The 23,120-nt window shown below is 39.9% G+C and carries 24 protein-coding genes; 7 read left to right on the top strand and 17 right to left on the bottom strand.

The window, feature by feature from the left end:
- The first annotated feature begins 41 nt into the window (after positions 1 to 41).
- A complete protein-coding gene (locus tag K1I71_RS00690) occupies positions 42 to 1,526 on the top strand; it encodes a DUF1846 domain-containing protein (protein ID WP_223329912.1) in 1,485 nt (494 codons plus the stop codon).
- 94 nt (positions 1,527 to 1,620) lie between these two features.
- Entirely contained in the window at positions 1,621 to 2,103 is a 483-nt protein-coding gene (locus tag K1I71_RS00685) for an S-ribosylhomocysteine lyase (RefSeq protein WP_000032548.1), read from the top strand.
- A 60-nt stretch (positions 2,104 to 2,163) separates the two neighbouring features.
- Here K1I71_RS00685 and K1I71_RS00680 read toward each other — a convergent pair whose 3' ends face one another.
- The 5 genes from K1I71_RS00680 to rsmH all read right to left on the bottom strand — a co-directional run bounded on the left by K1I71_RS00680 (position 2,164) and on the right by rsmH (position 9,123).
- Positions 2,164 to 4,269: an ATP-dependent Clp protease ATP-binding subunit gene (locus K1I71_RS00680; RefSeq protein WP_223329911.1), complete on the bottom strand. Its 2,106-nt coding sequence runs from the start codon at positions 4,267 to 4,269 to the stop codon at positions 2,164 to 2,166.
- A 338-nt stretch (positions 4,270 to 4,607) separates the two neighbouring features.
- Entirely contained in the window at positions 4,608 to 5,588 is a 981-nt protein-coding gene (mraY, locus tag K1I71_RS00675) for a phospho-N-acetylmuramoyl-pentapeptide-transferase (protein ID WP_223329910.1), read from the bottom strand.
- Between the two features lies 1 nt (position 5,589).
- Positions 5,590 to 7,842, bottom strand: a complete 2,253-nt coding sequence (gene pbp2x, locus K1I71_RS00670; protein WP_223329909.1) for a penicillin-binding protein PBP2X — start codon at positions 7,840 to 7,842, stop codon at positions 5,590 to 5,592.
- Positions 7,843 to 7,845: 3 nt separating this feature from the next.
- Entirely contained in the window at positions 7,846 to 8,163 is a 318-nt protein-coding gene (gene ftsL / locus K1I71_RS00665; RefSeq protein ID WP_000227824.1) for a cell division protein FtsL, read from the bottom strand.
- 9 nt (positions 8,164 to 8,172) lie between these two features.
- Complete coding sequence (rsmH, locus tag K1I71_RS00660) at positions 8,173 to 9,123, bottom strand: 16S rRNA (cytosine(1402)-N(4))-methyltransferase RsmH (protein ID WP_000159419.1); 951 nt, start codon at positions 9,121 to 9,123, stop codon at positions 8,173 to 8,175.
- Between the two features lie 165 nt (positions 9,124 to 9,288).
- Here rsmH and K1I71_RS00655 point away from each other — a divergent pair, with 165 nt between their 5' ends.
- The 5 genes from K1I71_RS00655 to K1I71_RS00635 are packed head-to-tail and all read left to right on the top strand — an operon-like array spanning position 9,289 to position 11,456.
- Positions 9,289 to 9,483, top strand: coding sequence for a helix-turn-helix transcriptional regulator (locus K1I71_RS00655; protein WP_001082470.1), 195 nt, complete (start codon positions 9,289 to 9,291; stop codon positions 9,481 to 9,483).
- Between the two features lie 15 nt (positions 9,484 to 9,498).
- Positions 9,499 to 10,041, top strand: a complete 543-nt coding sequence (locus K1I71_RS00650; RefSeq protein WP_084925887.1) for a DUF3278 domain-containing protein — start codon at positions 9,499 to 9,501, stop codon at positions 10,039 to 10,041.
- A gap of 10 nt (positions 10,042 to 10,051) precedes the next feature.
- Positions 10,052 to 10,378: a hypothetical protein gene (locus K1I71_RS00645; RefSeq protein WP_223329908.1), complete on the top strand. Its 327-nt coding sequence runs from the start codon at positions 10,052 to 10,054 to the stop codon at positions 10,376 to 10,378.
- A 26-nt stretch (positions 10,379 to 10,404) separates the two neighbouring features.
- Positions 10,405 to 10,983, top strand: a complete 579-nt coding sequence (locus K1I71_RS00640) for a DUF3278 domain-containing protein (protein ID WP_000711239.1) — start codon at positions 10,405 to 10,407, stop codon at positions 10,981 to 10,983.
- Positions 10,980 to 11,456 (top strand): glutathione peroxidase, encoded by a 477-nt coding sequence (locus tag K1I71_RS00635; RefSeq protein WP_223329907.1) that lies wholly within the window; start codon positions 10,980 to 10,982, stop codon positions 11,454 to 11,456. Before K1I71_RS00640 ends, K1I71_RS00635 begins: the two co-directional genes overlap by 4 nt.
- Before the next feature lie 142 nt (positions 11,457 to 11,598).
- Here K1I71_RS00635 and K1I71_RS00630 read toward each other — a convergent pair whose 3' ends face one another.
- The 12 genes from K1I71_RS00630 to K1I71_RS00575 all read right to left on the bottom strand — a co-directional run bounded on the left by K1I71_RS00630 (position 11,599) and on the right by K1I71_RS00575 (position 23,003).
- Positions 11,599 to 11,892: a DUF5960 family protein gene (locus tag K1I71_RS00630; protein ID WP_000196991.1), complete on the bottom strand. Its 294-nt coding sequence runs from the start codon at positions 11,890 to 11,892 to the stop codon at positions 11,599 to 11,601.
- Positions 11,885 to 12,247, bottom strand: a complete 363-nt coding sequence (locus K1I71_RS00625; protein ID WP_033686382.1) for a hypothetical protein — start codon at positions 12,245 to 12,247, stop codon at positions 11,885 to 11,887. The genes K1I71_RS00630 and K1I71_RS00625 overlap by 8 nt, the downstream gene beginning before the upstream one ends.
- Positions 12,244 to 13,659 carry a Y-family DNA polymerase gene (locus K1I71_RS00620; protein ID WP_223329906.1) on the bottom strand — a complete coding sequence of 472 codons (1,416 nt, stop codon included), beginning with the start codon at positions 13,657 to 13,659 and terminating at the stop codon, positions 12,244 to 12,246. The genes K1I71_RS00625 and K1I71_RS00620 overlap by 4 nt, the downstream gene beginning before the upstream one ends.
- 3 nt (positions 13,660 to 13,662) lie before the next feature.
- Positions 13,663 to 14,349, bottom strand: coding sequence for an XRE family transcriptional regulator (locus K1I71_RS00615; protein WP_223329905.1), 687 nt, complete (start codon positions 14,347 to 14,349; stop codon positions 13,663 to 13,665).
- 371 nt (positions 14,350 to 14,720) lie between these two features.
- A complete protein-coding gene (locus tag K1I71_RS00610) occupies positions 14,721 to 16,193 on the bottom strand; it encodes a peptide MFS transporter (RefSeq protein WP_223329904.1) in 1,473 nt (490 codons plus the stop codon).
- A gap of 402 nt (positions 16,194 to 16,595) precedes the next feature.
- Positions 16,596 to 18,809 carry a glycoside hydrolase family 31 protein gene (locus tag K1I71_RS00605; RefSeq protein ID WP_223329903.1) on the bottom strand — a complete coding sequence of 738 codons (2,214 nt, stop codon included), beginning with the start codon at positions 18,807 to 18,809 and terminating at the stop codon, positions 16,596 to 16,598.
- A gap of 141 nt (positions 18,810 to 18,950) precedes the next feature.
- A complete protein-coding gene (locus K1I71_RS00600; protein ID WP_023946671.1) occupies positions 18,951 to 19,166 on the bottom strand; it encodes a cell filamentation fic domain protein in 216 nt (71 codons plus the stop codon).
- A complete protein-coding gene (locus K1I71_RS00595; RefSeq protein WP_023946673.1) occupies positions 19,166 to 19,342 on the bottom strand; it encodes a hypothetical protein in 177 nt (58 codons plus the stop codon). The genes K1I71_RS00600 and K1I71_RS00595 overlap by 1 nt, the downstream gene beginning before the upstream one ends.
- A 498-nt stretch (positions 19,343 to 19,840) precedes the next feature.
- Complete coding sequence (gene rpsI / locus K1I71_RS00590; RefSeq protein ID WP_000075964.1) at positions 19,841 to 20,233, bottom strand: 30S ribosomal protein S9; 393 nt, start codon at positions 20,231 to 20,233, stop codon at positions 19,841 to 19,843.
- A gap of 18 nt (positions 20,234 to 20,251) precedes the next feature.
- Positions 20,252 to 20,698, bottom strand: coding sequence for a 50S ribosomal protein L13 (rplM, locus tag K1I71_RS00585; protein WP_001044624.1), 447 nt, complete (start codon positions 20,696 to 20,698; stop codon positions 20,252 to 20,254).
- Between the two features lie 215 nt (positions 20,699 to 20,913).
- Positions 20,914 to 22,113: an ABC transporter permease gene (locus tag K1I71_RS00580; RefSeq protein WP_223329902.1), complete on the bottom strand. Its 1,200-nt coding sequence runs from the start codon at positions 22,111 to 22,113 to the stop codon at positions 20,914 to 20,916.
- A complete protein-coding gene (locus K1I71_RS00575; RefSeq protein WP_223329901.1) occupies positions 22,110 to 23,003 on the bottom strand; it encodes an ABC transporter ATP-binding protein in 894 nt (297 codons plus the stop codon). The genes K1I71_RS00580 and K1I71_RS00575 overlap by 4 nt, the downstream gene beginning before the upstream one ends.
- Between the last annotated feature and the right edge of the window lie 117 nt (positions 23,004 to 23,120).

Raw genomic sequence — 23,120 nt, 5'->3', positions numbered from 1 at the left:
ACTTCCAATTTTTTATTATAATAGAGGTCAGAGGTAAAAAAATGAAAAAACAAGCTTTTAGTTCTGAACAATATTTGAATCTACAGCGCGACCATATTTTGGAGCGCATTAACCAATTTGACGGCAAGCTCTACTTGGAGTTTGGTGGCAAAATGTTAGAAGATTTCCACGCTGCTCGTGTTCTTCCTGGTTATGAGCCTGACAACAAAATCAAGCTCTTGCAGGAGTTGAAAGAGCAGGTTGAGGTTGTGATTGCTATTAATGCTAGCAATATCGAGCATTCCAAAGCACGTGGTGACTTGGGCATTTCTTATGACCAAGAAGTTCTTCGTTTGATTGATAAATTCAATGAGCTGGGAATTTTTGTCGGCTCAGTGGTCATTACACAGTACGCTGGCCAACCCGCTGCAGATGCCTTCCGCAACCAACTTGAGAAAAACGGAATTGATTCTTATCTTCATTATCCAATCAAAGGATATCCGACAGATATGGACCACATTATTTCTCCTGAAGGTATGGGGAAAAACGACTACATCAAAACCAGTCGCAACTTGATTGTCGTAACCGCTCCTGGACCTGGTTCTGGAAAATTGGCAACTTGTATGTCCAACATGTACCACGACCAAATCAATGGTATCAAGTCTGGTTACGCGAAATTTGAAACCTTCCCAGTTTGGAACCTCCCACTTCATCATCCAGTTAATTTGGCCTACGAGGCTGCAACCGCAGACCTTGACGATGTCAACATGATTGACCCTTTCCATCTCCAAACCTACGGAGAAACCACTGTCAACTACAATCGTGATATCGAGATTTTCCCAGTGCTCAAACGCATGTTGGAACGCATTCTAGGAGAGTCTCCATACGCTTCTCCGACAGATATGGGTGTCAACATGGTTGGTTTCGCTATTACAGATAATGAGGCTGCTATCGAAGCCTCTAAACAAGAAATCATCCGTCGCTACTATCAGACTGTTCTTGATTTTAAAGCCGAAAAAGTTGGCGAAGCTGCTGTCAAGAAAATTGAGTTGCTTATGAACGACCTCGGCATCACACCTGCAGACCGCAAAGTTGCTGTCGTTGCCCGTCAAAAAGCAGAAGAAACTGGCGGACCAGCCCTAGCCCTTGAATTGCCAAGCGGAGAAATTGTCACTGGTAAGAACTCAGAACTCTTTGGCCCTACAGCAGCTGCTCTTATCAACGCTATCAAGAAATCAGCTGACATCGCTAAAGAAGTAAAACTAATCGAACCTGAAGTTGTTAAGCCAATCCAAGGTCTTAAAATCGATCATCTCGGTAGCCGCAATCCACGCCTTCATTCAAATGAAATCCTGATTGCACTTGCTATCACAGCTACAGAAAATCCTGATGCTGCTCGTGCTATGGAAGAACTTGGTAACCTCAAAGGAAGCGAAGCCCACTCAACCATCATCTTAACCGATGAAGACAAGAATGTCCTTCGTAAACTAGGTATCAACGTAACCTTTGACCCTTACTACCAATACGACCGCTTGTATCGTAAATAAAGATTTCAACCTCTCCAGCCTCGGAGAGGTTTTCTCTCTGACTCAAGAGCCGGCTTTATGTTATAATGAAAGAAGAAAACTGAAAGGATTTACCATGTCAAAAGAAGTTATTGTTGAAAGTTTTGAACTTGACCACACCATTGTTAAAGCACCCTATGTTCGCTTGATTGGGGAAGAAACAGGACCAAAGGGAGATATCATCTCCAATTATGATATTCGTTTAGTGCAACCAAACGAAGACTCTATCCCTACCGCTGGCCTTCACACTATTGAGCACCTCTTGGCCAAGCTCATCCGTACTCGCATTGACGGCATGATTGACTGTTCACCATTTGGTTGCCGTACAGGCTTCCATATGATTATGTGGGGGCGCCACACCAGTGCTGAAATCGCGGCCGTCATCAAGGATTCGCTCAAGGAAATCGCTGAGACTACTACTTGGGAAGAGGTTCCTGGAACAACCATCGAATCTTGCGGTAACTACAAGGACCACAGCCTCTTTTCTGCTAAAGAATGGGCAAAACTCATCTTGGAACAAGGGATTTCAGATGATGCCTTTGAACGCCATGTCATCTAAACACAAAAAAGGAACCAGTTTTTCAGCTGGCTCCTTCTTTTTTATGCTCAAAATTCTGTCTTAGGCTTTTTCACGAATGACCAAAACACCATCTTCCATATCAGCTTCTAGGTGTTTAGCATCAAGGTTATCCAAGTGGAAATCTGTGACTTTGTCACGGATTTGTTGTTCAACCACACGACGGAGTGGACGAACACCCATAACTTCATCGTAGCCTTCCTCAGTCATGTATTCTTTAGCAGCTTCGCTCACTGCCAAGTCAATGTCTTTCTTAGAAAGCGTCTTGTTAACTTCAACCAACATAAGGTCTACAATCTTAGAAAGATCTTCTTTGCTCAAGTGTGAGAATTCGATGACAGCATTGAAACGGTTAAGGAATTCTGGACGGAAGTAAGGTTTCAAACGATCCATCAATTCTGGTTTATCAGCATCTTCTGTCAAGTTAGCTTCGTAACCAAAGCCTGCGTTTGAAGTTGCGATAATCACCGTATTCTTGAAGTTGACAGTGTTACCTTGACCATCTGTCAAACGACCATCGTCCAAAACTTGAAGGAGAAGGGTGATGACTTGAGGGTCAGCCTTTTCAATTTCGTCGAGAAGGACGATTGAGTATGGATTGCGACGGACGCGTTCTGTCAAGGTATTGTTGTTGTCATCGTAACCAACATAACCTGCAGTTGTACCAATCAATTTAGATACGGATGTGCGGTCGCTGTATTCTGACATGTCCAAACGGATGATAGCATCTTTCGTTCCGAACATATCAAGAGCCAATTGTTTAGCCAACTCAGTCTTACCAACACCAGTAGGACCTACAAAGAGGAAGCTACCAATTGGACGGTTACCTTCATCAAAACCAGCACGGTTACGACGGATAGCTTTTGCTACTGCTTCAACGGCCTTATCTTGACCAATAACTTTCGTCTGCAAACGATGACCCATATCTTTCAAACGTTCGATGTCCGTAGCCCCCATTTGAGATACTGGAATACCCGTCATACGTTCTACAGATTCAGCCACATCGTTGACACTTGCAGTCACTTTCATATCTTCTGTATGGTTTTCGATTTTCTTTTCCAATTCTGCAATGCGTGTTTTATAGTTTAGAGCTGCTTCAAAATCTTCTGCCTCAACTGCTTTTTCTTGCTTGTCTTTTTCTGCCTCAATTTCACGTTCAACAGCATGAACATCTGTTACTGGATGCTGAGCTGCCAAGTGAGCCGCCGTAACATCGACAAGGTCGATAGCCTTATCTGGCAAGCTACGTTGTGGAATATATTGAACAGAGTAATCAACGGCAGCTTTTAAGACTTCATCTGGCAAAATAACATTGTGGTGTTGTTGATAAAGATCTCGAATACCTTGAAGAATCTTGAAAGTATCTTCAGCAGATGGAGCATTAACCTTCACTTCGTTGAAACGACGAGCAAGGGCTGCATTTTTCAAGATAGTATTACGGTATTCATCTTGAGTAGTTGCGCCAATCACTGTCAATTCTCCACGTGAAAGAGCTGGTTTCAAGATATCAGCAAGACCTTTAGACCCTTGACCATCACCTGTGCTACCAGCACCAAGAATTTGGTGAATTTCGTCGAAGAAAAGGATAATATTTCCAGCTTCTTTGACTTCGTTTACCAAGTTTTGAACGTTTTCTTCAAGACTACCGCGGTATTGAGTACCAGCCTCAAGACCAGAGATATCAATGGAAATAATTTCCTTATTCTTAATAGCAGCTGGAACATCACCATTCACAATGGCTTGTGCTAGACCTTCGACAACTGCTGTCTTACCAACACCTGCGTCTCCGACTAAAACAGGATTGTTCTTGGTACGGCGTGAGAGGATTTCAGATGTCTCTTGAATTTCCTTGTTTCGTCCGATGACTGGATCCAGCTTGCCCTCACGCGCTTCTGCTGTTAAGTTTCGACCCAGTTTAGCAAGGACACCATCTTGTTTCATACCTGAAACCTGTTGTTGCATTTGTCCATCAGCTTCTGCATTTCCTGGTAATTGACCAGTCGCACGATAGTGAGCAAATTCCTCAGGTGTCACTTCACGTCCATTAATCAAGTAACGGCGATTTTCAGAACTATATCCTCGCATACCACCCATCAATTGGTTAAACAAATCATCCATGTTGTTAAAATTATTAAAATTGTTATTCATATTCTTTACCTCTTTTTGTTATTTATTATTACTGATATTGACTATATTTGACCTTTTCTTTAAAAAATTTAGACTAGCTAAATCGCTACTCTACGTACTATTTCTGGTTTTTCTTTTTCAAGCAGGAGTAGACTATCTTTACTTCTAAAGATTTCTAGATTAAACATAGACCCACCTCTTTCTTTTTTACTTTAAATAAGCGTTCTAGTAAGGCTTTCATTTACCTTACGTTCATAATATACTACATTAGTCAGAAAAGGTCAAGAGATTTGACTTTAATTGACCAATATTTTTTAGAATGCAAAAACACCCTGAAACTGAACATCAGGGTGCCATTCTTACATCAAATATAAAATTGCTAGGGTCAGGAGACTTGCTAGAAGCCCTACTCCCCAAAAGAAGAAGTCAACCTTCCACTCACTCCAAGGATTTCCTTTACCAGACAGTCCTCCAAGCTCAAAATGGTGATGGACAGGTGTCATACGGAAAATACGTTTACCACCAGTCATTTTGAAATAGCTGACTTGCATCATGACTGAGGTTGTTTCAAAGACATAAATAATTCCGATAATCAAGAGAGTCCATTCTTGGTGGAGGGCCATAGAGATAGCTGCCAGCATTCCACCGAGAGCCAAACTTCCCACATCCCCCATAAAGACCTTAGCAGGCTTATGGTTAAAGACAAAGAAACCAAGTAAACCACCAATCATGGCAAGAATCACTAGAAGGATATCCATCTGACCTTGCACATAGGCAATAACTCCATAGGCAGACAAACTAATCACAACAGAAATACTAGCTAAACCATCAATACCGTCTGTCAAGTTTACTGCGTTTGAAAAACCGACTAGCCAGAAAAGAGCGAAGACAATATAGAAAATCCCTAGATGCACTTGGTAACCAAAGACAGAAAGCATATCTCCACCGCGCTCATAGAAAAGGTAGAAAATGACACCACCTAGAAGCTGAAGAGCCAATTTCTGTTTGGGATTAAGGCCCTCATTGATTTTACGGAAGACCTTGAGGAAGTCATCTAAAAATCCGATTAAACCATAAAGAACCAAGATAAATAAAATCATACCGACATTATTGCTGAGTTGATTACTAAATAGGGCAAAAAAGAAAGCAACTAAAACAGAAGCAATTAAGAAAACCAAACCTCCCATTGTAGGAGTTCCAGCTTTTGCCTGATGCTGTTTGACATCCTCATGCATCTGCTGACCTGTAATTTGCGCCTTTCTATAAAATTGGATAAAGGCTGGAATTCCTACTAAAGTTAGTAAAAATGTCACAATTCCAGCACTGATAGAAATAAACATATTAGTCTCCTAAAGTTAATTTAATTTTTTTAATGTTTTTGATAGCTGTATTAGTCCGAACATCCTGCTTCTGAACGACGGAACCTGAACCTTCAAATTCCAGCTCGATATCCAACCATTTAGCAAAGGTCTCGGCAGTCTCTTTTTTCCAGCCATACATGTCTGGAATTTCTTCTACCTTATCCGATAAAAGGAGAACTTGTTGGTTTGGTGCAAGATTGGTCCCTTCTTCTACAGAAGTCTCTTTAATCTTTGTTCCAGTACCTACAACGATTGGTTGCACAATATTTCGGCGTAAGGCTTCCGCCAAATCACCAGGTGAAATGTCCTTGATGCTAGGCATTGCATAAGAAGACTCTGTCGTCACTTGATCTAAATTCTTAGCTGGAGATTGAAGATTAAGTGACTCTTTCATCGCTGAGGCTCTCTCAAGAATTGGATTAGTAAACTCCCCAAGCGGAATACCTGAATAATGCTCAGGTTGTTGAACCGTCACATAGAGAATAAAGTCAGGATTTTCCGCTGGGTGCATAGATACAACTGAGAAAATGTAGTTTGTTGAACCTGTAAGGTAACCACCATTTTTCTCATCCGCAATCTGCGCAGTCCCTGATTTAAGGGCCACATTCTGACCCGGAACATTGACAGTTGCCTTGCCTGTACTATGATTATACATAGTTCCATATGTAGGGTCTGTTCCTACTAAGACCATATGAGTCCGAGTTTGACTTGCCGCATCCTTAGAAACAGGATTCCCTACAATTTCTTTTTGAGATTTACGAACGGTTTGATCATTTGGATCATACAAGGCCGTAATAAATTTAGGCTCTAGCATGACGCCATCATTGGCAATGGCTGTAAAGGCACGTAGCATCTGGGTCTGCGTTACAGAAATCCCCTGACCAAATGCACTCATGGCAATATTGACAATATTGTCAGCTGGAAGTTGGCCTGCATATTCATCTGTCAAACCAAAACGAGTTGGAACCCCAAATTTAAATCGGTTTAGATAATCCAACCACGTAGCATCTCCCATTTTTTGTTCAAGTAGACTCATTCCAACATTACTGGAGTGAGCGAAACCTTGTAAGAAAGTCATCATCCCACCAGTCGTCAAACCATCATTAACATCCCAATCTCGAATTGTCGCATCCGCTATTTTTAATTCACTACTATTGAAGTATTCTCCACCTGGGAAGGTATTGTTATCAATAGCAGCTGCTAGCGTCATGACCTTCAGGGCTGATCCTGGTTCGTAATTACTTTGATAAAGAATATCACGCCAAACAAAGTCTTTGGTGATACCATCCTTAGTATCTGCATTAAAGGTAGGTCGTTGGGTGGTAGCAAGGATTTCACCGGTCTTTGCACTGACCAAGGTCGCGGTCATATACTTACCTTTTACTTTTTCTAGAAAGGCATCCATCTGAGTTTCCATGAAAGATTGGAGCGGGCTAGACAATGTTGTATAAACATCCTTGCCATCCACAGTTTGTTGCGACACCTGTTCTGTTCCTGGTACGATATTTCCTACACGGTCTTTTTCATAGGTAATAATACCGTCTGTCCCAGCAAGAATGGTATTTAACGAACTCTCCAGACCAAAAGTTCCTAATAAACTCTTACTGCCGTCCTCATTTTCATGAAGTTGGGCTAACCCAATAAAACTAGAAGCAAATTGTCCATTTGGGTAGCTTCTGTTAGGGCTAGTTGTAAAGTCTATTCCTTCCACACTAGCATCTTTCAAGTCTTTTTTAATAGCCATCATATTGGCATAGGTAATCCCATTTCCTTTTGCACCAAAGGAAACCTGGGTCAGATTTGGTTGAGCCAATTGCTCTTTCACATAAGCTTCATCCATATCCAAATACTTATGGAAGACTTCAGCTACCTTATTAAACTGCGAATTCTCTACATAAAGAATTTTACCCGTTGCTGACTTGTATTTTTTATCAATAACAGCATAGACGTTATAAGAGGTCGCATCTTCAGCGATAGGCACTCCATTTCGGTCATAGATCGTCCCACGTTTGGCAGGTACTGTTCGAGTTGTTTGGTGAACCTTTTTAGCTTCTTTTACTAAGTCAGTACCAAATATATTACCTTTTGCGATAATATAAGCAAAATTGGCCAAAAAGAGGGCGAAAAGGGCAACAGCTACAAAGCTGAGGTACTTGCCAACTATCCTACGGTTTTTTGCTGGAGATTTACGATTTTTTATCGCAAATCGGGTTATTTTTTCTGTCCATTTCATATCTTACTCCGCTGTTCGGATGTTTTCATTATTCAATTTCAAATCTTTTTTATCTGCAATCTCTTTCAAGCGCTCTGAACGAATCAATTCATTCACTTCCTGCTTAGCATCATCGAGCTCTGTCTTCTTTTCCTCTATCTGCGCATTGATTTTTGTCAAATCACTTTGCACTTGCAAGAGTCGTGTCTGCATAAAGATAATGCTCACTGCTAAAACGAGAGCCGTAAAAGCGATGGAAAGATAAAAAGCCTTCTCCACACGTGAGAATTTTTTTATACGATTCTGCAAGAATTGACTGGTTGTTTCTTTCTTATCTACCATTTTTTCCTCTTACTTGTGAATTTTTCTGGCCACGCGCAACTTGGCTGAGTGCGAGCGGTTATTGGCTTCTAATTCTTCTGCACTTGGCAAGATTGGCTTACGGGATACCAATTCCATCTTGGGCTTGAGATCATCTGGGATGAAAGGCAAACCTTTGGGAACTTCAACTGTTGAAGCCTCCTTGAACAATTGCTTGGTCAAGCGGTCTTCTAATGAATGAAAGGTAATCACTGAAATTCTACCATCCAGAGCCAACATCTCCATAGCCTGCTGGATGGACTCATCTGCAGCTCCCAGTTCATCATTGACTTCAATTCGAATAGCCTGGAAAATCTGCTTGGCAGGATGACCCTTCTTCTTGAGCTCCTTGGCAGGTTTAGCCGACTTGATAATTTCTGCCAACTCAGTCGTTGTCTCGATTGGCTTGACTTCACGTGCTTGTTCAATCTTACGCGCAATCTGTTTAGAAAATTTGTCCTCGCCATATTTGAAGAAAATTCGAACCAAGTCATGATAGTCATAGTGGTTCACCACTTCATAAGCTGTCAGACTAGCATCCTGATTCATGCGCATGTCTAGTGGCGCATCCTTTTTATAAGAAAAACCACGCTCTCGCTGGTCTAGCTGAGGACTAGACACTCCCAAGTCATAACAAATTCCATCAATTTCCTGAACACCAGCTTCGTGCAAACGTGTCTGTAAATGACGGAAGTTATCCTTGATAAAGGTCACCATTCCCTTTTCAATGTAAGGTGCCAAACGTTTTTGCGCATTGTCAATGGCATTCTGGTCCTGGTCAAAGGCATAGAGATGGCCTTTTTCACTTAATTTACTTAATAAATATTCGCTATGGCCCGCTCCACCCAAAGTCGCATCAACGTAGATACCGTCAGGCTTTACGTCGAGCATATCAATCGTTTCGTGGAGTAAGACCGTTACATGATGAAATTCTTTTGTCATATCCTATCTATTTTACCACAAATCCGACTAGCTTGCACTAGTCAGACAAATAGGTCAAAAAAAGTAAGATTTCTTTAAGAAATATGTCAAATATGCTTGACATCTATTTCATAGAAGAATATAATATAGTCAAATATATACGACACAAATCAGAAAGGAGTCCAGATGAATCGTGTGAAAGAATTTCGCAAGGAACTGGGCATTTCCCAGCTCGAGCTAGCCAAGGATATCGGTGTCTCGAGACAGACCATCAATATGATTGAAAACGACAAGTACAATCCAACCCTGGAACTCTGTCTCAATCTCGCCCGCAGCCTCCAAACTGACCTAAACAGTCTCTTTTGGGAGGATGATTTTTAAAAAAGGAGCCAACTCATGAAAAAAGAAACCTTCACTGAAAAACTCATCAAACGCACATACGGTATTTCTGGTCCCCTTGACGAATACAAACGGCGTGAGGCCGATCGTATCGGTAACCAAGTCTTTATCATCCTCTTTTATCTGATGATTTTCGGAAATCTTATTCCACTCCTTCTGGCCTATAAATACCCTCAAGAAGTGGCTCTAATCTATCCTCCTCTGATTCTAGTGATTGCCCTCATCGCTGCTGGCTATGTCACCTACCAAATGAAAAAAACAGGGATTACAGCTATTGATCCAGATATGCTAAGTGAGAAAGAAAGTAAGCAACTATACTACCCAGGTCTTAAAGCAGGTTTGTTCTTTGGTCTATGGATGTTTTTTATAACTCCTCTTCTCAGTATACTCATAGGTGAAGGTCAGGACTATTTTCATTCTCTCCTCACTATAAGAAATGGTGTATCAAGCATTCTCGGTTCTATCTTCTTCGGAGCAAGCATACAGTTCCTCATCTCCCGTCGCATTGCAAAAACTAAAAAAGAGCAAGATGAGGATTAGGAGGTGCCCTATGAAATCACTAGTAACTTTACTTACCTATCATCTTTTGTTTGCTTCTCTACTCACCTTCATCATCGTTTCAGGGAACTTGCCAATCTACGATATAGTCTTCCTTCCAGTCTTTGTTCCAGCACTCAACAAAGGATTGACTTATCTAAAGATTGACTCCCAAAAAACGCGCATACTCAACTTAGCACTATTCTTTATGATTCTATCCTTACCACAACTGACGCTCATTTCAATCAATTGGAAATATTATATACTGCTAACTATCGCTATCCTTTCTTCTATTACTTATCTTTATTATCTCTATCAATTCGTAAAAGAAACAAAATAACATCGTTCATTTAGGAGAAATCACCCATGAAAAAAGAAGACTTAACAACTCGCCTACTTCGAAATTTCTTTCATATCCAAGGGCCTTTTGATGAATGCCGTCAAGAGGTTATCTACAAGGCTTGCGCCCGTTCCATGATCCAAATCTTTTACTCTTCCTTCATTCTCTTCCTATTCTATATTTTGTTCGGAAGCTTTATAGAAATTGTTCGAAATGTTATGCCCTACATCTATTTTGGACTCATTTTGTTCATGAGTATAAAAGCTCAAAAAGCCGTCCAAGAGCTTCATCTTGAAAAGGATGACAAATCAGAAATCATTCTCAAAACCTACAGCAAAGCCCAAATCAAATTCCGAAGCTGGATTGTGTTTATCAGTATTCAGATTGGCTTCTTTACCTTACTCATCTTTCATAAAGTCTTCGTTCAGCAGATGTCCCTTTCAGATTTTGTGAAATTGCTCATGCAATTCGATAAAAGTGTTCCTTTCCTGATGTATGGCCTGATTATCGGAAGCATTTTTGGAACCCTGACCTACGGATTTCTATCACTACAGGAGGAGAAAACTCCTAAAAATACCAAACAGAAGGAGAAAAGCAAGCAATGACTTCACTATACGATTTTTCAGTCTTGAACCAAGACAAGCAAGAAACTCCACTAGATGCCTATCGTGGTAAGGTTATTTTGGTTGTCAACACTGCTACTGGATGTGGTTTAACGCTCCAGTACCAAGGACTTCAAGAACTCTATGATCGCTATCAAGACCAAGGTTTTGAGATTTTAGACTTCCCTTGCAATCAGTTTATGGGACAAGCACCAGGTAGCGCAGAGGAAATCAACGCCTTCTGTAGCCTACATTACCAGACCAGCTTCCCACGTTTTGCCAAGATCAAGGTCAACGGCAAGGAAACAGATCCCCTCTATGTCTGGTTGAAAGACCAGAAATCTGGTCCACTAGGAAAACGAATCGAATGGAATTTCGCTAAGTTTCTTATCGGTCGTGATGGTCAGGTCTTTGAACGCTTCTCTTCAAAAACAGACCCAAAACAAATTGAAGAGGCGATACAAAACCTACTATAATTTCACAATCTCACTATTATTAGTTCTCCTTTAGCCTAAGAATAGTGGGATTTTTTGATGGGCTTTGACTTGAATAGGAAAACACCCCATGATATGAACCATGAAGTGTTGTAAAAATGATACATTCATAGCAGACAAGGCACTACTGACTGCTATTCTTGACTCCTGAATATGTATAGGTCCTATTTCTAGGACACGCTTTTTCCGTTACCACCCTAAAATAAAAGCTATGCTCCCGCCCATCCTTGGCATTTTCCTTGTTTAAGACAAAGTAGTTTTTCTGATTCATCGCCATGGTTCGTAGAATGTCATCAATCAAGAAAGTCAAGGGTACGTTCATGGCAGAGTATTTTTGAAAATCCTCTTCAAAATGAATATAGTTATCTGAAAAATAATCCATCTGCAGTTTGTTTTCATACAGCTCTTTTCTAGTCATAAACTCCCTCCTCCCACAGCCGAATTTCTAGGATATCTGCAACCTCTATCAACCTATATCCCTCGTTTGTCCTAATAGATAGAGTCTGATGTGATAACTCCCTCACCTCACCGATGATAGTCGCCTTCTGCTTCTTTTCCTTTACCACAAAACTTCCCTTAAGTTGGCCAACATAAAGCTGAGAAAGCAAGTGCAACTTCTCATCTGGAGTCAAATCCGTCGAAAAATCAACACGGCTTTTTTCTTCACTGAGCGAACTGGTGTGTTCTGAGAGGTAAAATCCCATCCACTTCTGCATCCCTGGATCTTGATAATCTCGCGCGGATTGAAAAGGTAAATAAGAACGATCAATCATTTTAATCCATCTAATCCTCCAGCAGAATGTCCCCCAATCAGCTTGCTTCTAGCAAGACTCCTAGAGGCTTCTTCCAGTGCATTGGCCTTTAAGAGAGAAGTGAAACCAAATTGTTCCCGAATGGAGTCAATGGCCGTCTGGAGCCTTTCTTCTTTTTCTAACTTGTTAACATCATCAAAGAGGGAGATCAATCCAAAGGACTCGTCTACAAATCCTGAATAGTTAACTCCGACACTTCTGACCGCTCCTGACGTGTATTTGTTATGAAATAGCTTCAAAACATAATCCGTTAAGACAGCTGTATTATTGGTCGGTTCGACCTTCATTTGTGTGTGAATAGACGGCCTGACCTCCTGTTTAGAGAAACCGACATAGATAGAGACAAGGGTTGTTTTCTTACCAGACCTTCTCAATCTAATAGCTACCTGCTCCGCCATTTCTCGGATAATAATTTCAATATCCCGTAGCTTCACGTAGTCTCTCGGCAAGATTTGAGAATTCCCCAAGCCCTTGGATTTGGCTTTATAGGGCTTATGAACATTGCTTTCATCAATTCCGTTAGCATGAAACCACAAACGCAGGCCAGCCTGACCCAGAGCTTTCTTTAACTGGTCGGGATTGCTGATTGCCAATTCCTTGATGGAAAAAATCCCCAGAGCATGCAAGCGTTTCTCCATCCGCCTGCCAATTCCCCAAAAGTCGGTCATCTTGGGAATGGACCAGACCTTCTCTTCCACATCCTGGTAAGACCAGTTGGCCCTCATGGTCGGAGTGTGCTTAGCCTCATTATCCAGAGCCAACTTGGCCAGTAAAGGATTGGCATTTGACATGCCCACTGTAGAGTAGATCCCTGTCTGCCTCCAAATATCCCTCTGAATACGAGCAGAAAGCATATCCAGCTTGTCTTTGCGAGAGAGACTCTTGTCTGAAATGAAATAATTAAGTGAACTAGTCAGGTCAATAAAGCCCTCATCGATAGAGTAGGGATAAATATCATCTGGACTGCCATAGTTTTGAAAGATTCGCTGGATTTCCATATTGACCGCGATGTACTCATCCATCCTAGGTGGCACAATCAAGGTCACTTGAGCCCAATCTTCGATGTAACGAACATAGTCTGAGTCGGTAGGTAGCCCTTGCTTTCGAGCATTGTAATAGGAAAATTTACGGGTCTTGATATCAAAGGGCAGATCATAGGCCCGACCAACATTTGACTTGCCAAAAATCTTCTTAAACAGGGGAGAGGAGGCTAGGATAAGACCAGTGGAATTATCCGCGCGACTCATGACACAAAGCGAAGTCTTCAGCGGATGCAAGCCCCTTTTCACACACTCGACACTGGCATAAAAGGATTTCATATCGACAAAGGCAATGTCACTTTTGGGCTCTCTGGAATAATCAAAGTAGCCCATAGACTAACCCTCCATCGGCACAAAGTTTCCAACGATAATGCCAACAATCCGAGGATCTTCCTCATAGGAGATGAAAATATCCTTGTATTTAGGATTGATAGAGACCAGACGCAATCCATTCTCCTCTCGATAGACCCGTTTGATATAGGTCTGGTTGTTGCAAACCACTGCATAAACCGCCCCGTCATAGTCAAATCCTGTCTCTCGAATCAGAGCCACTGAACCATTTTGGTATTTAGGTTCCATGGAGTCCCCAGACACCCATGACGCAAAATCATGAGCCAACTCCTCATTAAAGTAAACTGTATCAAAATTCTGATCATCGTAGACCGAAGCCCCAATCCCTGCTGACATGCGTTCATAAACACGGTACTCGTAGAGGCGCTCTGGCATAGCTGTCACTTTCTGGGCTTGCTCCTCTTGAGATAGGTTGCGAGCATAGAGAACAACCTTCTCCTTCCCTTGCTTGGAGAGGCTATGATAGAGACGGACAATCTCGATCTGAGTAAAATATCCTTTTGGTACTTTTAAAATGTTCTCTAGCTGGGCTACCTTCTCCTTGGACGGTTCCTTGACTCCACGTTCCCAAGCTGAGTAAGCCTGAAAGCTAATCCCAAGTTGCTCTGCAATTTCCTTCTGTGTTAGTTTTAACTCTTTCCTCCGAGCCTTTAATTTTTCTGGCTGATACATACTTCACCTCCTATTATGATGCTTTAATGGACATTATCTCTCTTAGAAAGACTAATCGATGCTTGAAGTCATATTTTTAAAACTCAACCAACATGGTTTAGTTTTATTATATAAAAAAAGTGTACAAATGTCCACTAGGAAAAGCAGAAACATCGTGAGTTTTATACTCAATGAAAATCAAAGAGCAAACTAGGAAACTAGCCGCAGGCTGTACTTGAGTACGGCAAGGCGACGTTGACGCGGTTTGAATTTGATTTTCGAAGAGTATTAATCAAACTAAAAGGACCTAGCCCTATACAATACAGAACTAAATCCTTTGAATAAATAATTGATCTAACTTTCAAAATCCCTACAGAAATTCCAGTTTTTCTCTATTTGATACCAGACATTAGTTTTTCAATACGTGGAACGTAGAAGAGTAAGATAATACCGAATACAATCGTAATTCCTCCAACAATTCCATAGTAAGCTACTTCAGTTTCACTTGTATAAAATTTTACAATTTGAGCATTGATAGCTTGGGCAGCAGCGTTACTCAAGAACCAGATAGACATCATTTGTGCTTGGAAGGATTTTGGTGCTAGCTTAGTAGTGACTGATAGACCAATAGGCGAAATCAACATTTCCCCCACAATCACAATAGCCCAACTCATAATCAACCAGAAAGGACTGACCTTAACATCTGTCCCAAAGATCATCCCTGGTAACATCATCCACAAGAAGGATAAACCTGCAGCTAATAAACCGTAAGCAAATTTCTTAGAAGAGGACGGTTGCTTTTTACCCATTTTCCCCCACAACCATGCAAAAATCGGCACATAAATCATAATGAAAAGTGGATTGATACTTTGGAAAAAGCTAGATGGGAAATGAATCTGATTCCCAAATACATTAAAGTAAAGTCGAGTTTGATCATCCGCAAATAGAGCGAGAACAACAGACCCCTGCTCCTCAATAGACCAGAAGAGCACTCCAGCGATAAATAGAGGAATGTAAGCAAATACTCGGGATCTCTCAGTAGCAGTTATTTTCTGACTAGATAAAATTTTGAAGAAATAGTAGATTGGAATAATTACAGCAATCACTGTAAAGATATTAACAATCATATCCACATTAAACTGGTGAGTAAAGACTAAACCTATAACCACGAGAATAACTACGACAAGTGTAAGCAGCAAACGTTTAATCAAGGTCTGCTGGTCCTTCTGTGAAAGTGGATCAGTGGGGTAAAGACTTGATTCAGGCAGATATTTCTTCCCATCTAAAACATACTTCACCAAACCAAAGAACATCCCAATGGCAGCTAATGAGAAACCTAGATGGAAATTAACTTCCTGACCTAGATAACCTACTAAATAAGGGGCAACGAAGGCACCTAAGTTAATACCAAAGACAAAGATACTAAAACCTGCATCCCGTCTATCATCCTCTTTCTCATAAATTCCCCCCACCATATCTGAGATATTGGGTTTTAAAAATCCAGTTCCAAAGATAATCAAGGCAATAGAAAGATAGAGAGCCACTTGTCCAAAAGGTGTTGCCAAAGCAATATGCCCTAGCATAATCAGAATCCCACCGTAAAAGACAGTCTTACGGCTTCCTAAAATACGGTCACTGACAAAACCACCGATAACCGAGGACAAAAATACCAGCGAGCCATAAATCGCCATAACCGATGCAGCCGTGGTCTTATCCATCCCCAACCCACCATCTTGCACACTATAGTACATATAGTAAAGTAGGATAGCTCGCATCCCATAGTAAGAAAAGCGTTCCCACATCTCTGTAAAGAAGAGGGTGGACAAGCCCATAGGATGTCCAAAATATGTTTTCTGTTTTTCCATATATATTCTCCTTTAACGATATAATAATTCATTTTACAGAATTTTCAAACAAATGTCAAACAAATCCTGTTTGTTTTAGAAAATTTTCTGAAAAAATCATACATCTCATACTTAATTCCATCATAAAAATCCATTTCAGACTAACTTCCACTTCGGTCAGGCAAATGGAAGTTACTTTGAAAAATCACCTTTAAAAATTTGCTCTTGTTTAGTTTAAAAAATATTTCAAAACTTGAAACTTACTTATCTTATCCTCTCCTCTTCAGTAAACAAAAAAATCCCTATGCCAAACTTGTAATTACTAAAATACAAGCCAATAAGCATAGAGATGTAAAACTATTACACATTAAAAAATAAATAATTAGTAATTAAATAATAGAAATTGTGTACGAAATTTCTCAATTAGTTTTCGCTAGTAAATATCATTTCCAACAAACGCCCTCTCAATTCCTTATCCTGATGATGCAAGATATTCATTAACTCAGGAGAATTTTTGGCATTGATGAATTGATTTAACAATCTATCTTTTAATTCATATGGAAGAGAAGCTGTCTTTAGTAGTCTGAAAACTTCGTCATTCAGAGATGATATTTTATTATCTTTCCATTCAAATCTAGCTGTAGTATTCTTATTTGGCAATTCAATTATAGACACATTCGTTCCTTTAAAATGAATTCTATGCCTTCTATTGCTTGGAACGATACTAGAATCTCCTTGTAATGCCAACTCTACCATTCCCATTTCCCAATCGATTGATAATCTTGTTTTATATCTTTGACCATTTTGATCTTCAATCATTTCAAAAGAATGTTGTTTGCCTGGGAATACATACCAATCTACAACTTCAGGTAAATCAACACCCATATCTATCTCAGAACCAACCAAGGGAATGATTGCACCACTTTTTGCGAACACAGGTATAGTCGAAATGTCTCTATAAACACTTAACTTCACACCACCTGTGTATTTTTTCTCTGAAAAGAAGTCATACCATTCACCTTCAGGGAACCATACATCCACTTTTGCAGATTGGAATGCCAAGTCCATCTTTTCTACAACGGGAGCCACCATCAGTTCTGTTCCAAAAAAGTATTGATTTGGAACATTATAACTCTCATCATTCTCTGGGTAGAAATAATACATTGGGCTGATTAAAGGGGCACCTTCCTCATGTGTCTGTACATTCATGGTATATAGATATGGAATCATCTGATGTCTCAAACGTAGGTATTTCTTCATAATCTTAGATGTTGTTTCTGAAAAAAACCAAGGTTCTTTACTATTAAAAGGACTTCTAGAACTATGTAATCGAGTTATCGGACTAAAAACGCCAAACTGTAGCCATCTAGTTTGTAGCTCTTCGTCATAATCCCCCAGCATGTGCCCACCGATATCATGGCTCCACCAACTATAACCGATATTTGATGCTGTCGCTGTAAAATAAGGTTGAAATCTTAAGGAATTCCAACTAATAATAGTATCCCCTGAAAAACCAACAGGGTAGCGATGACTACCAGGACCTGCATATCTTGATAAAATCAAACCACCTTCTGCATTTTTACAACTATCCTGATAATGATAATGGTTTAAAAGCCACAGTGGATCCAACATGCCTTGTGTCCCTTGTTGCCAGTCAATCCACCAAAAATCTACTCCCTGCTTTTCTAGCTCATAATGAACATCTTTAAAGTAGGATTCCCTAAAAGAGGGATTAAAAAAATCAAAAATAGCAGGTTCCTCTAATTCTACATTTAACCCTAATCGTTTGGCGACCCGAGGATAAGCTTCTTCATAAGCTCGTATACCATCAGCAGGATGGACATTTAAGGAGAGTTTTAACTTTTTATCATGAAGTTGTTGCAATAACTGTTCTGGATTAGGTATTAAGTTTTTATTCCAACTATATCCTGTCCAGCCACTTCCAAAACGAGCTGGAATGTCAGTTATATGCCAATCCATATCTAACACACCGATAGATAATGGAATTTTCTCTGTTTCAAATCTGTCTATTAAATCCAAGTATTCATCTGACGTATAAGGCCAATATCTACTCCACCAATTGCCTAAAGCATATCTTGGCAACAAGGGTGTTGAACCAGTCAAATGGTAAAAGTCTCTGATTGCTCCTCTATAATCATGCCCATAGGCAAAGAAATAGAGGTCAATTTGATTTTCTCTCTCAATATAACCAGACTGTTCATCCCAAATAAATCCTTTAGAATCATCCAATAAGGCTATACCATTTCGGCTAATAATTCCATCTTCTAACGAGATTGCTCCATCTGCCTTATCCAGAGTCCGAGCTGTTCCTTTTAACGTTTCAATAGATTCACCAAAATACCAGCGACTACCATATACGGCAAAATTTCCTTTTAATTCTATAAATAAATTTTCGGGGTTAAATTCTCCTTTATTAAAGTGCAGATGAAAACAGTCCGTCATAATATCTAGTACGTTTGATGTCTCTATATAATCTAACGAAACTTGACCAAAATCTCTATTATAGATAAGTTGTGTCGTTCTATCCTCAAAACTTCCAGTTTGAGAGTATTCTAACCTTACTAACTTGTCTGTTAATACAGAGATTCGATAAAACTCTCCCTTAAAAATTTTCAATTTGTTTCCCTCCTTTTATGGTAGCATAAAAACAGAACGCACCATTTTGATGCGTTTTTCATTATTCTGAATGCAATGTTCTATCTATGACAAATGATACTCAATTGAAAAAATGTAGTGGACAAAATATCTTTTAAAAAACTAAAAGTTTATTAAAGAGTTATCACTTTTCAACTTTTCTAAGATAGGATTGATAAATAATTTCAAACTCTGACTTGCTACCATATGATATTCCAGCTCACGTGCTTTTTGCTCATCTCGTTCTTCCTGCTTATTTCTTAGAACTGAAGAAACCGGATAGGTATATAAATCATCTGGATCAATATAGTCATAAGAATAATAACATTTACGCTTCATTAAGCCATTCCCAGATCAAGAGCTTCATCTCGTAATTTTTCAACATCACTAACCGTAGGTCGCCATCCTTCAATCATACTTGTACTTAAAGCATACCAAACACTCTTAAAAACGGATCGGTTTTCAAAAGCTACTCCCATGATTGTCATCTTTTCTTTATCTATATCTAAGGACATATGCTACCTCCTTTAGTTACATTATACCATGTTTCTCTGTAGCTTTTAAAAATTTTATAAACTTCAAATCCAAATATAAAACTAGTTCTTTTTCCTTTTTAACTAATGATTCTGAGTAAAAACTTAACTTCAGAGGAAAATGAAGTAAGACAAGACAAAATTCAAAAACTGATTTCGTACAACTCAAAATACTGATTTTAGACTGAAGATAATACTAGAATACTAATTAATGTTTTTATAATAAAGAGTTGACGACTTATGTTGCTTTTGATTTCTTAAGAATATAAAAAGAAACAATAAGGTAAACTTTCGAGTGATTTGAAACGTTGATAGTATAGTATTGATTAACGTTTTGAGGCAACTGACTTTGTCAGGTTGCAGCCACATTTGTAAGCGACTAAAGTCGCAACAACTGTATCAATTGCACCAATTTAGCAAGAAAGTACAAAAAAGAACACCCCGAAAGGTGCTCTTTGTAAGTATAGTAATTCTTTCGAATTAACGTTTTGAGAATTGTGATGCTTTACGAGCTTTCTTAAGACCTGGTTTTTTACGTTCAACTTTACGTGAGTCACGTGTAAGAAGTCCTGCGCGTTTCAATGAATCGCGGAAGTCTGGGTCTACTTGAAGAAGGGCACGAGCGATACCGTGACGGATAGCTCCTGATTGACCTGCGTATCCACCACCTACAACGTTAACGAAAACGTCGTATGAACCTGCAGTTGAAGTAACTGCGAATGGTTGGTTGATTACAAGACGAAGGTCAGCGTGTGGGATGTACTCTTCAACATCTTTTTTGTTAACAGTGATTTTACCAGTTCCTGGAACAAGGCGAACGCGTGCAACAGCGTTTTTACGACGTCCAGTACCTGCATATTGTGCTTGTGACATACTTTATTGTTCCTTTCCTTAGATAAGTCCTGAAATATCAAGAACTTCTGGTTGTTGTGCAGCGTGAGTGTGCTCAGCTCCAACAAATACTTTCAACTTCATACCTTGAGCGCGTCCAAGAGTATTGTGTGGAAGCATACCTTTAACTGATTTCTCGATCAAACGTACTGCATTTTTAGAACGAAGTTCACCTGCAGAGATTTGTTTCAATCCACCTGGGTGGTTTGAGTGAGTGTAATAGATTTTATCAGTTGCTTTTTTACCAGTCAATTTAACTTTTTCAGCATTGATAACAATCACAAAGTCACCTGTATCAGTGTGTGGTGTAAATGTTGGTTTGTTTTTTCCGCGAAGTACGCTAGCAACTACTGCAGAAAGACGTCCAAGTGGTACATCAGTTGCGTCAACTACGTACCATTTACGTTCAACTTGGCCTGGTTTAGCCATAAATGTTGTTTTGTTCATGATTTCTCCTATATATAGTTCGATTTTTGTTTACGGTGATGGGTGTTCCTTCCCATCGAAAAGTATTTGGAAGGTTCCGGGGCCTTTCAAATGGGGTAAACAATACCGCCTACTATAATACCAAATTTCACCCCTAAAAGTCAATAGATATGAAAAATATTTTTCTGAATTCCACTCTTTTTATCTCTAAAAAACCTCGCTTTCGCGAGGCTCTTCTATTTATAAGATAAGGCACGTTTAAAGGTTTTCCAAGGACCTAAATCATCTGTTTGCAGAACGAGGCTAGCATACATACGTCCGATAAAGACTGTTGCCGTTACTGCAAAAGCAATCGTAATAGCAAGCGAAATCCAAGCTTCTAACCCATTTGCATAACCATTAATAGCTCTAAACGGCATGAAGAAAGTCGAAATAAAGGGAATATATGAACCAATCTTCAAGATGAGATTGTCACCAGCTGCACCTAGAGCTGTAACTCCAAAAAAACCACCTATAATCAAAATCATCAAAGGCGACAAGGCTTTTCCTGAGTCCTCAGGACGAGAAACCATAGAACCTAGGAAGGCTGCTAAAACAACGTACATAAAGAGGCTAACCAAGACAAACAATAAGGTGTTGAGCGAGAAAGCCTCTCCTATATGGTTTAAAATACCAGATTGTGCCAAGATTGGTAGGTCCTTAAAGAGAAGAATGGCAGCAAGTCCACCCACGACGTAAATGCCAATATGGGTCAAAATCACAAGAAGCAGAGCCAGCATGCGAGCGTAGAAATAATGACTAGCTCGGATACTAGAGAAGACCACCTCCATAATTTTGGTTCCTTTCTCGCTAGCCACTTCCTGGGCAGTGACACTAGCATAGGTAATCAAAATCATATAAAGGAAGAAACCAAGCCCTGCGGCCGCAATGGTTTGAACAATTTTTTTGTTTTCCTTGGATTCATCAATCTTCTCCGTAAAGTCAACGGTTTGACTCAGGCGCTTTTCCTGCTCTTGGGACAAATTAGCAGCCGAGCGATTGAGTTGAGCTTGAAGCTCATTGAGTTTATTGGTTACTGCTAGCTTGATGCCTGTTTCAAGAGAGGTTTCACCATGATAGACGGCCTTGAAGACGCTGTCCTCTTGATCAATCGTTAGATAACCCTTGATTTTTTCATCCTTGATAGCAGCTTGGGCACTGGCTTCATCCTGATAATCAAAGTTGATACCATTGGTACTCTTGAGCCCATCTTCCACAGATGGCACAGTTGTTACTACTGCTATCTTACTATTCTTGGCCATAGAAGACCCTTGGAGATAAGCAATTCCTACAGACATTCCTAAAAAGAGGAACGGTGAAATCACCATAAAGAAGAAACTCCACGATTTGACATGTCGAAGATAGGTTTCCTTGATTACAACCCACATATTTCTCATACTTCCACCCCTGATTCTAGTTTAAAGATTTCATCGATTGTTGGCGCTTGTTGATCAAAGGTTGCGATATATTCCCCCTGAGTCAAGATTGGGAAGAGTTCTCTTCCAGCGCTCTCATCCTCCAAGATTAATTTCCAACTACCTTGTTTGGTCAAACTCACCTGTTTAACATGAGGAAGATTCTCCAATTCTTCCTTGCTTCGTTCACTTGAAACAAAGAGACGCGTTTTCCCGTATTGATTGCGAACATCCTGAACTGGTCCATGCAAGACCACACGGCCATCTCGAATCATGAGAATATCGTCACAAAGCTCCTCGACGTTGGTCATGACATGGTCAGAAAAGATAATGGTTGCCCCACGTTCTTTTTCTTGAAAAATAACTTGCTTGAGCAATTCTGTATTGACTGGGTCCAATCCACTGAAAGGCTCATCCAAGATAATCAAGTCTGGCTCATGAATCAGAGTAATAATGAGCTGAATCTTCTGCTGATTTCCTTTTGACAGACTCTTAATTTTATCTGTCAGCTTCCCTTTCACTTCCAACCTCTTCATCCATTGAGGGAGTTTTTCCTTAACCTCCTTGGCATCCATACCTTTTAAAGTAGCCAAGTAACGAACTTGTTCAAGGACTGTCAATTTGGGCATGAGACTGCGTTCTTCAGGCAGATAGCCAATCCGAGCGTAGGTCTCTTGACGAATATTCTGACCATCTAGACTGATTTCTCCTTGATATTCTAAAAACTTCAAAATACTGTGGAAAATCGTTGTCTTCCCAGCACCATTTTTCCCGACTAGTCCTAAAATACGACCTGGTCGCGCTTGAAAGTTAATACCAAACAAAACTTGCTTGGATCCAAAACTTTTCTCTAGACTTCTTACTTCTAGCATCTTTCACCTCCGAAATGTCTTTCACTCATTATACTCCTTTTTGATAGCCTTTACAATGATTTCTGTCCATTTTTATCATCCTCATTTTAGTAAAAAATCTTAGGGTACTTTGAGTTA

This window comes from Streptococcus mitis, assembly GCF_019929545.1.
In the GTDB taxonomy this organism is placed as follows: domain Bacteria; phylum Bacillota; class Bacilli; order Lactobacillales; family Streptococcaceae; genus Streptococcus; species Streptococcus mitis_BU.
This window is presented reverse-complemented; position numbering and strand designations above follow the sequence as displayed.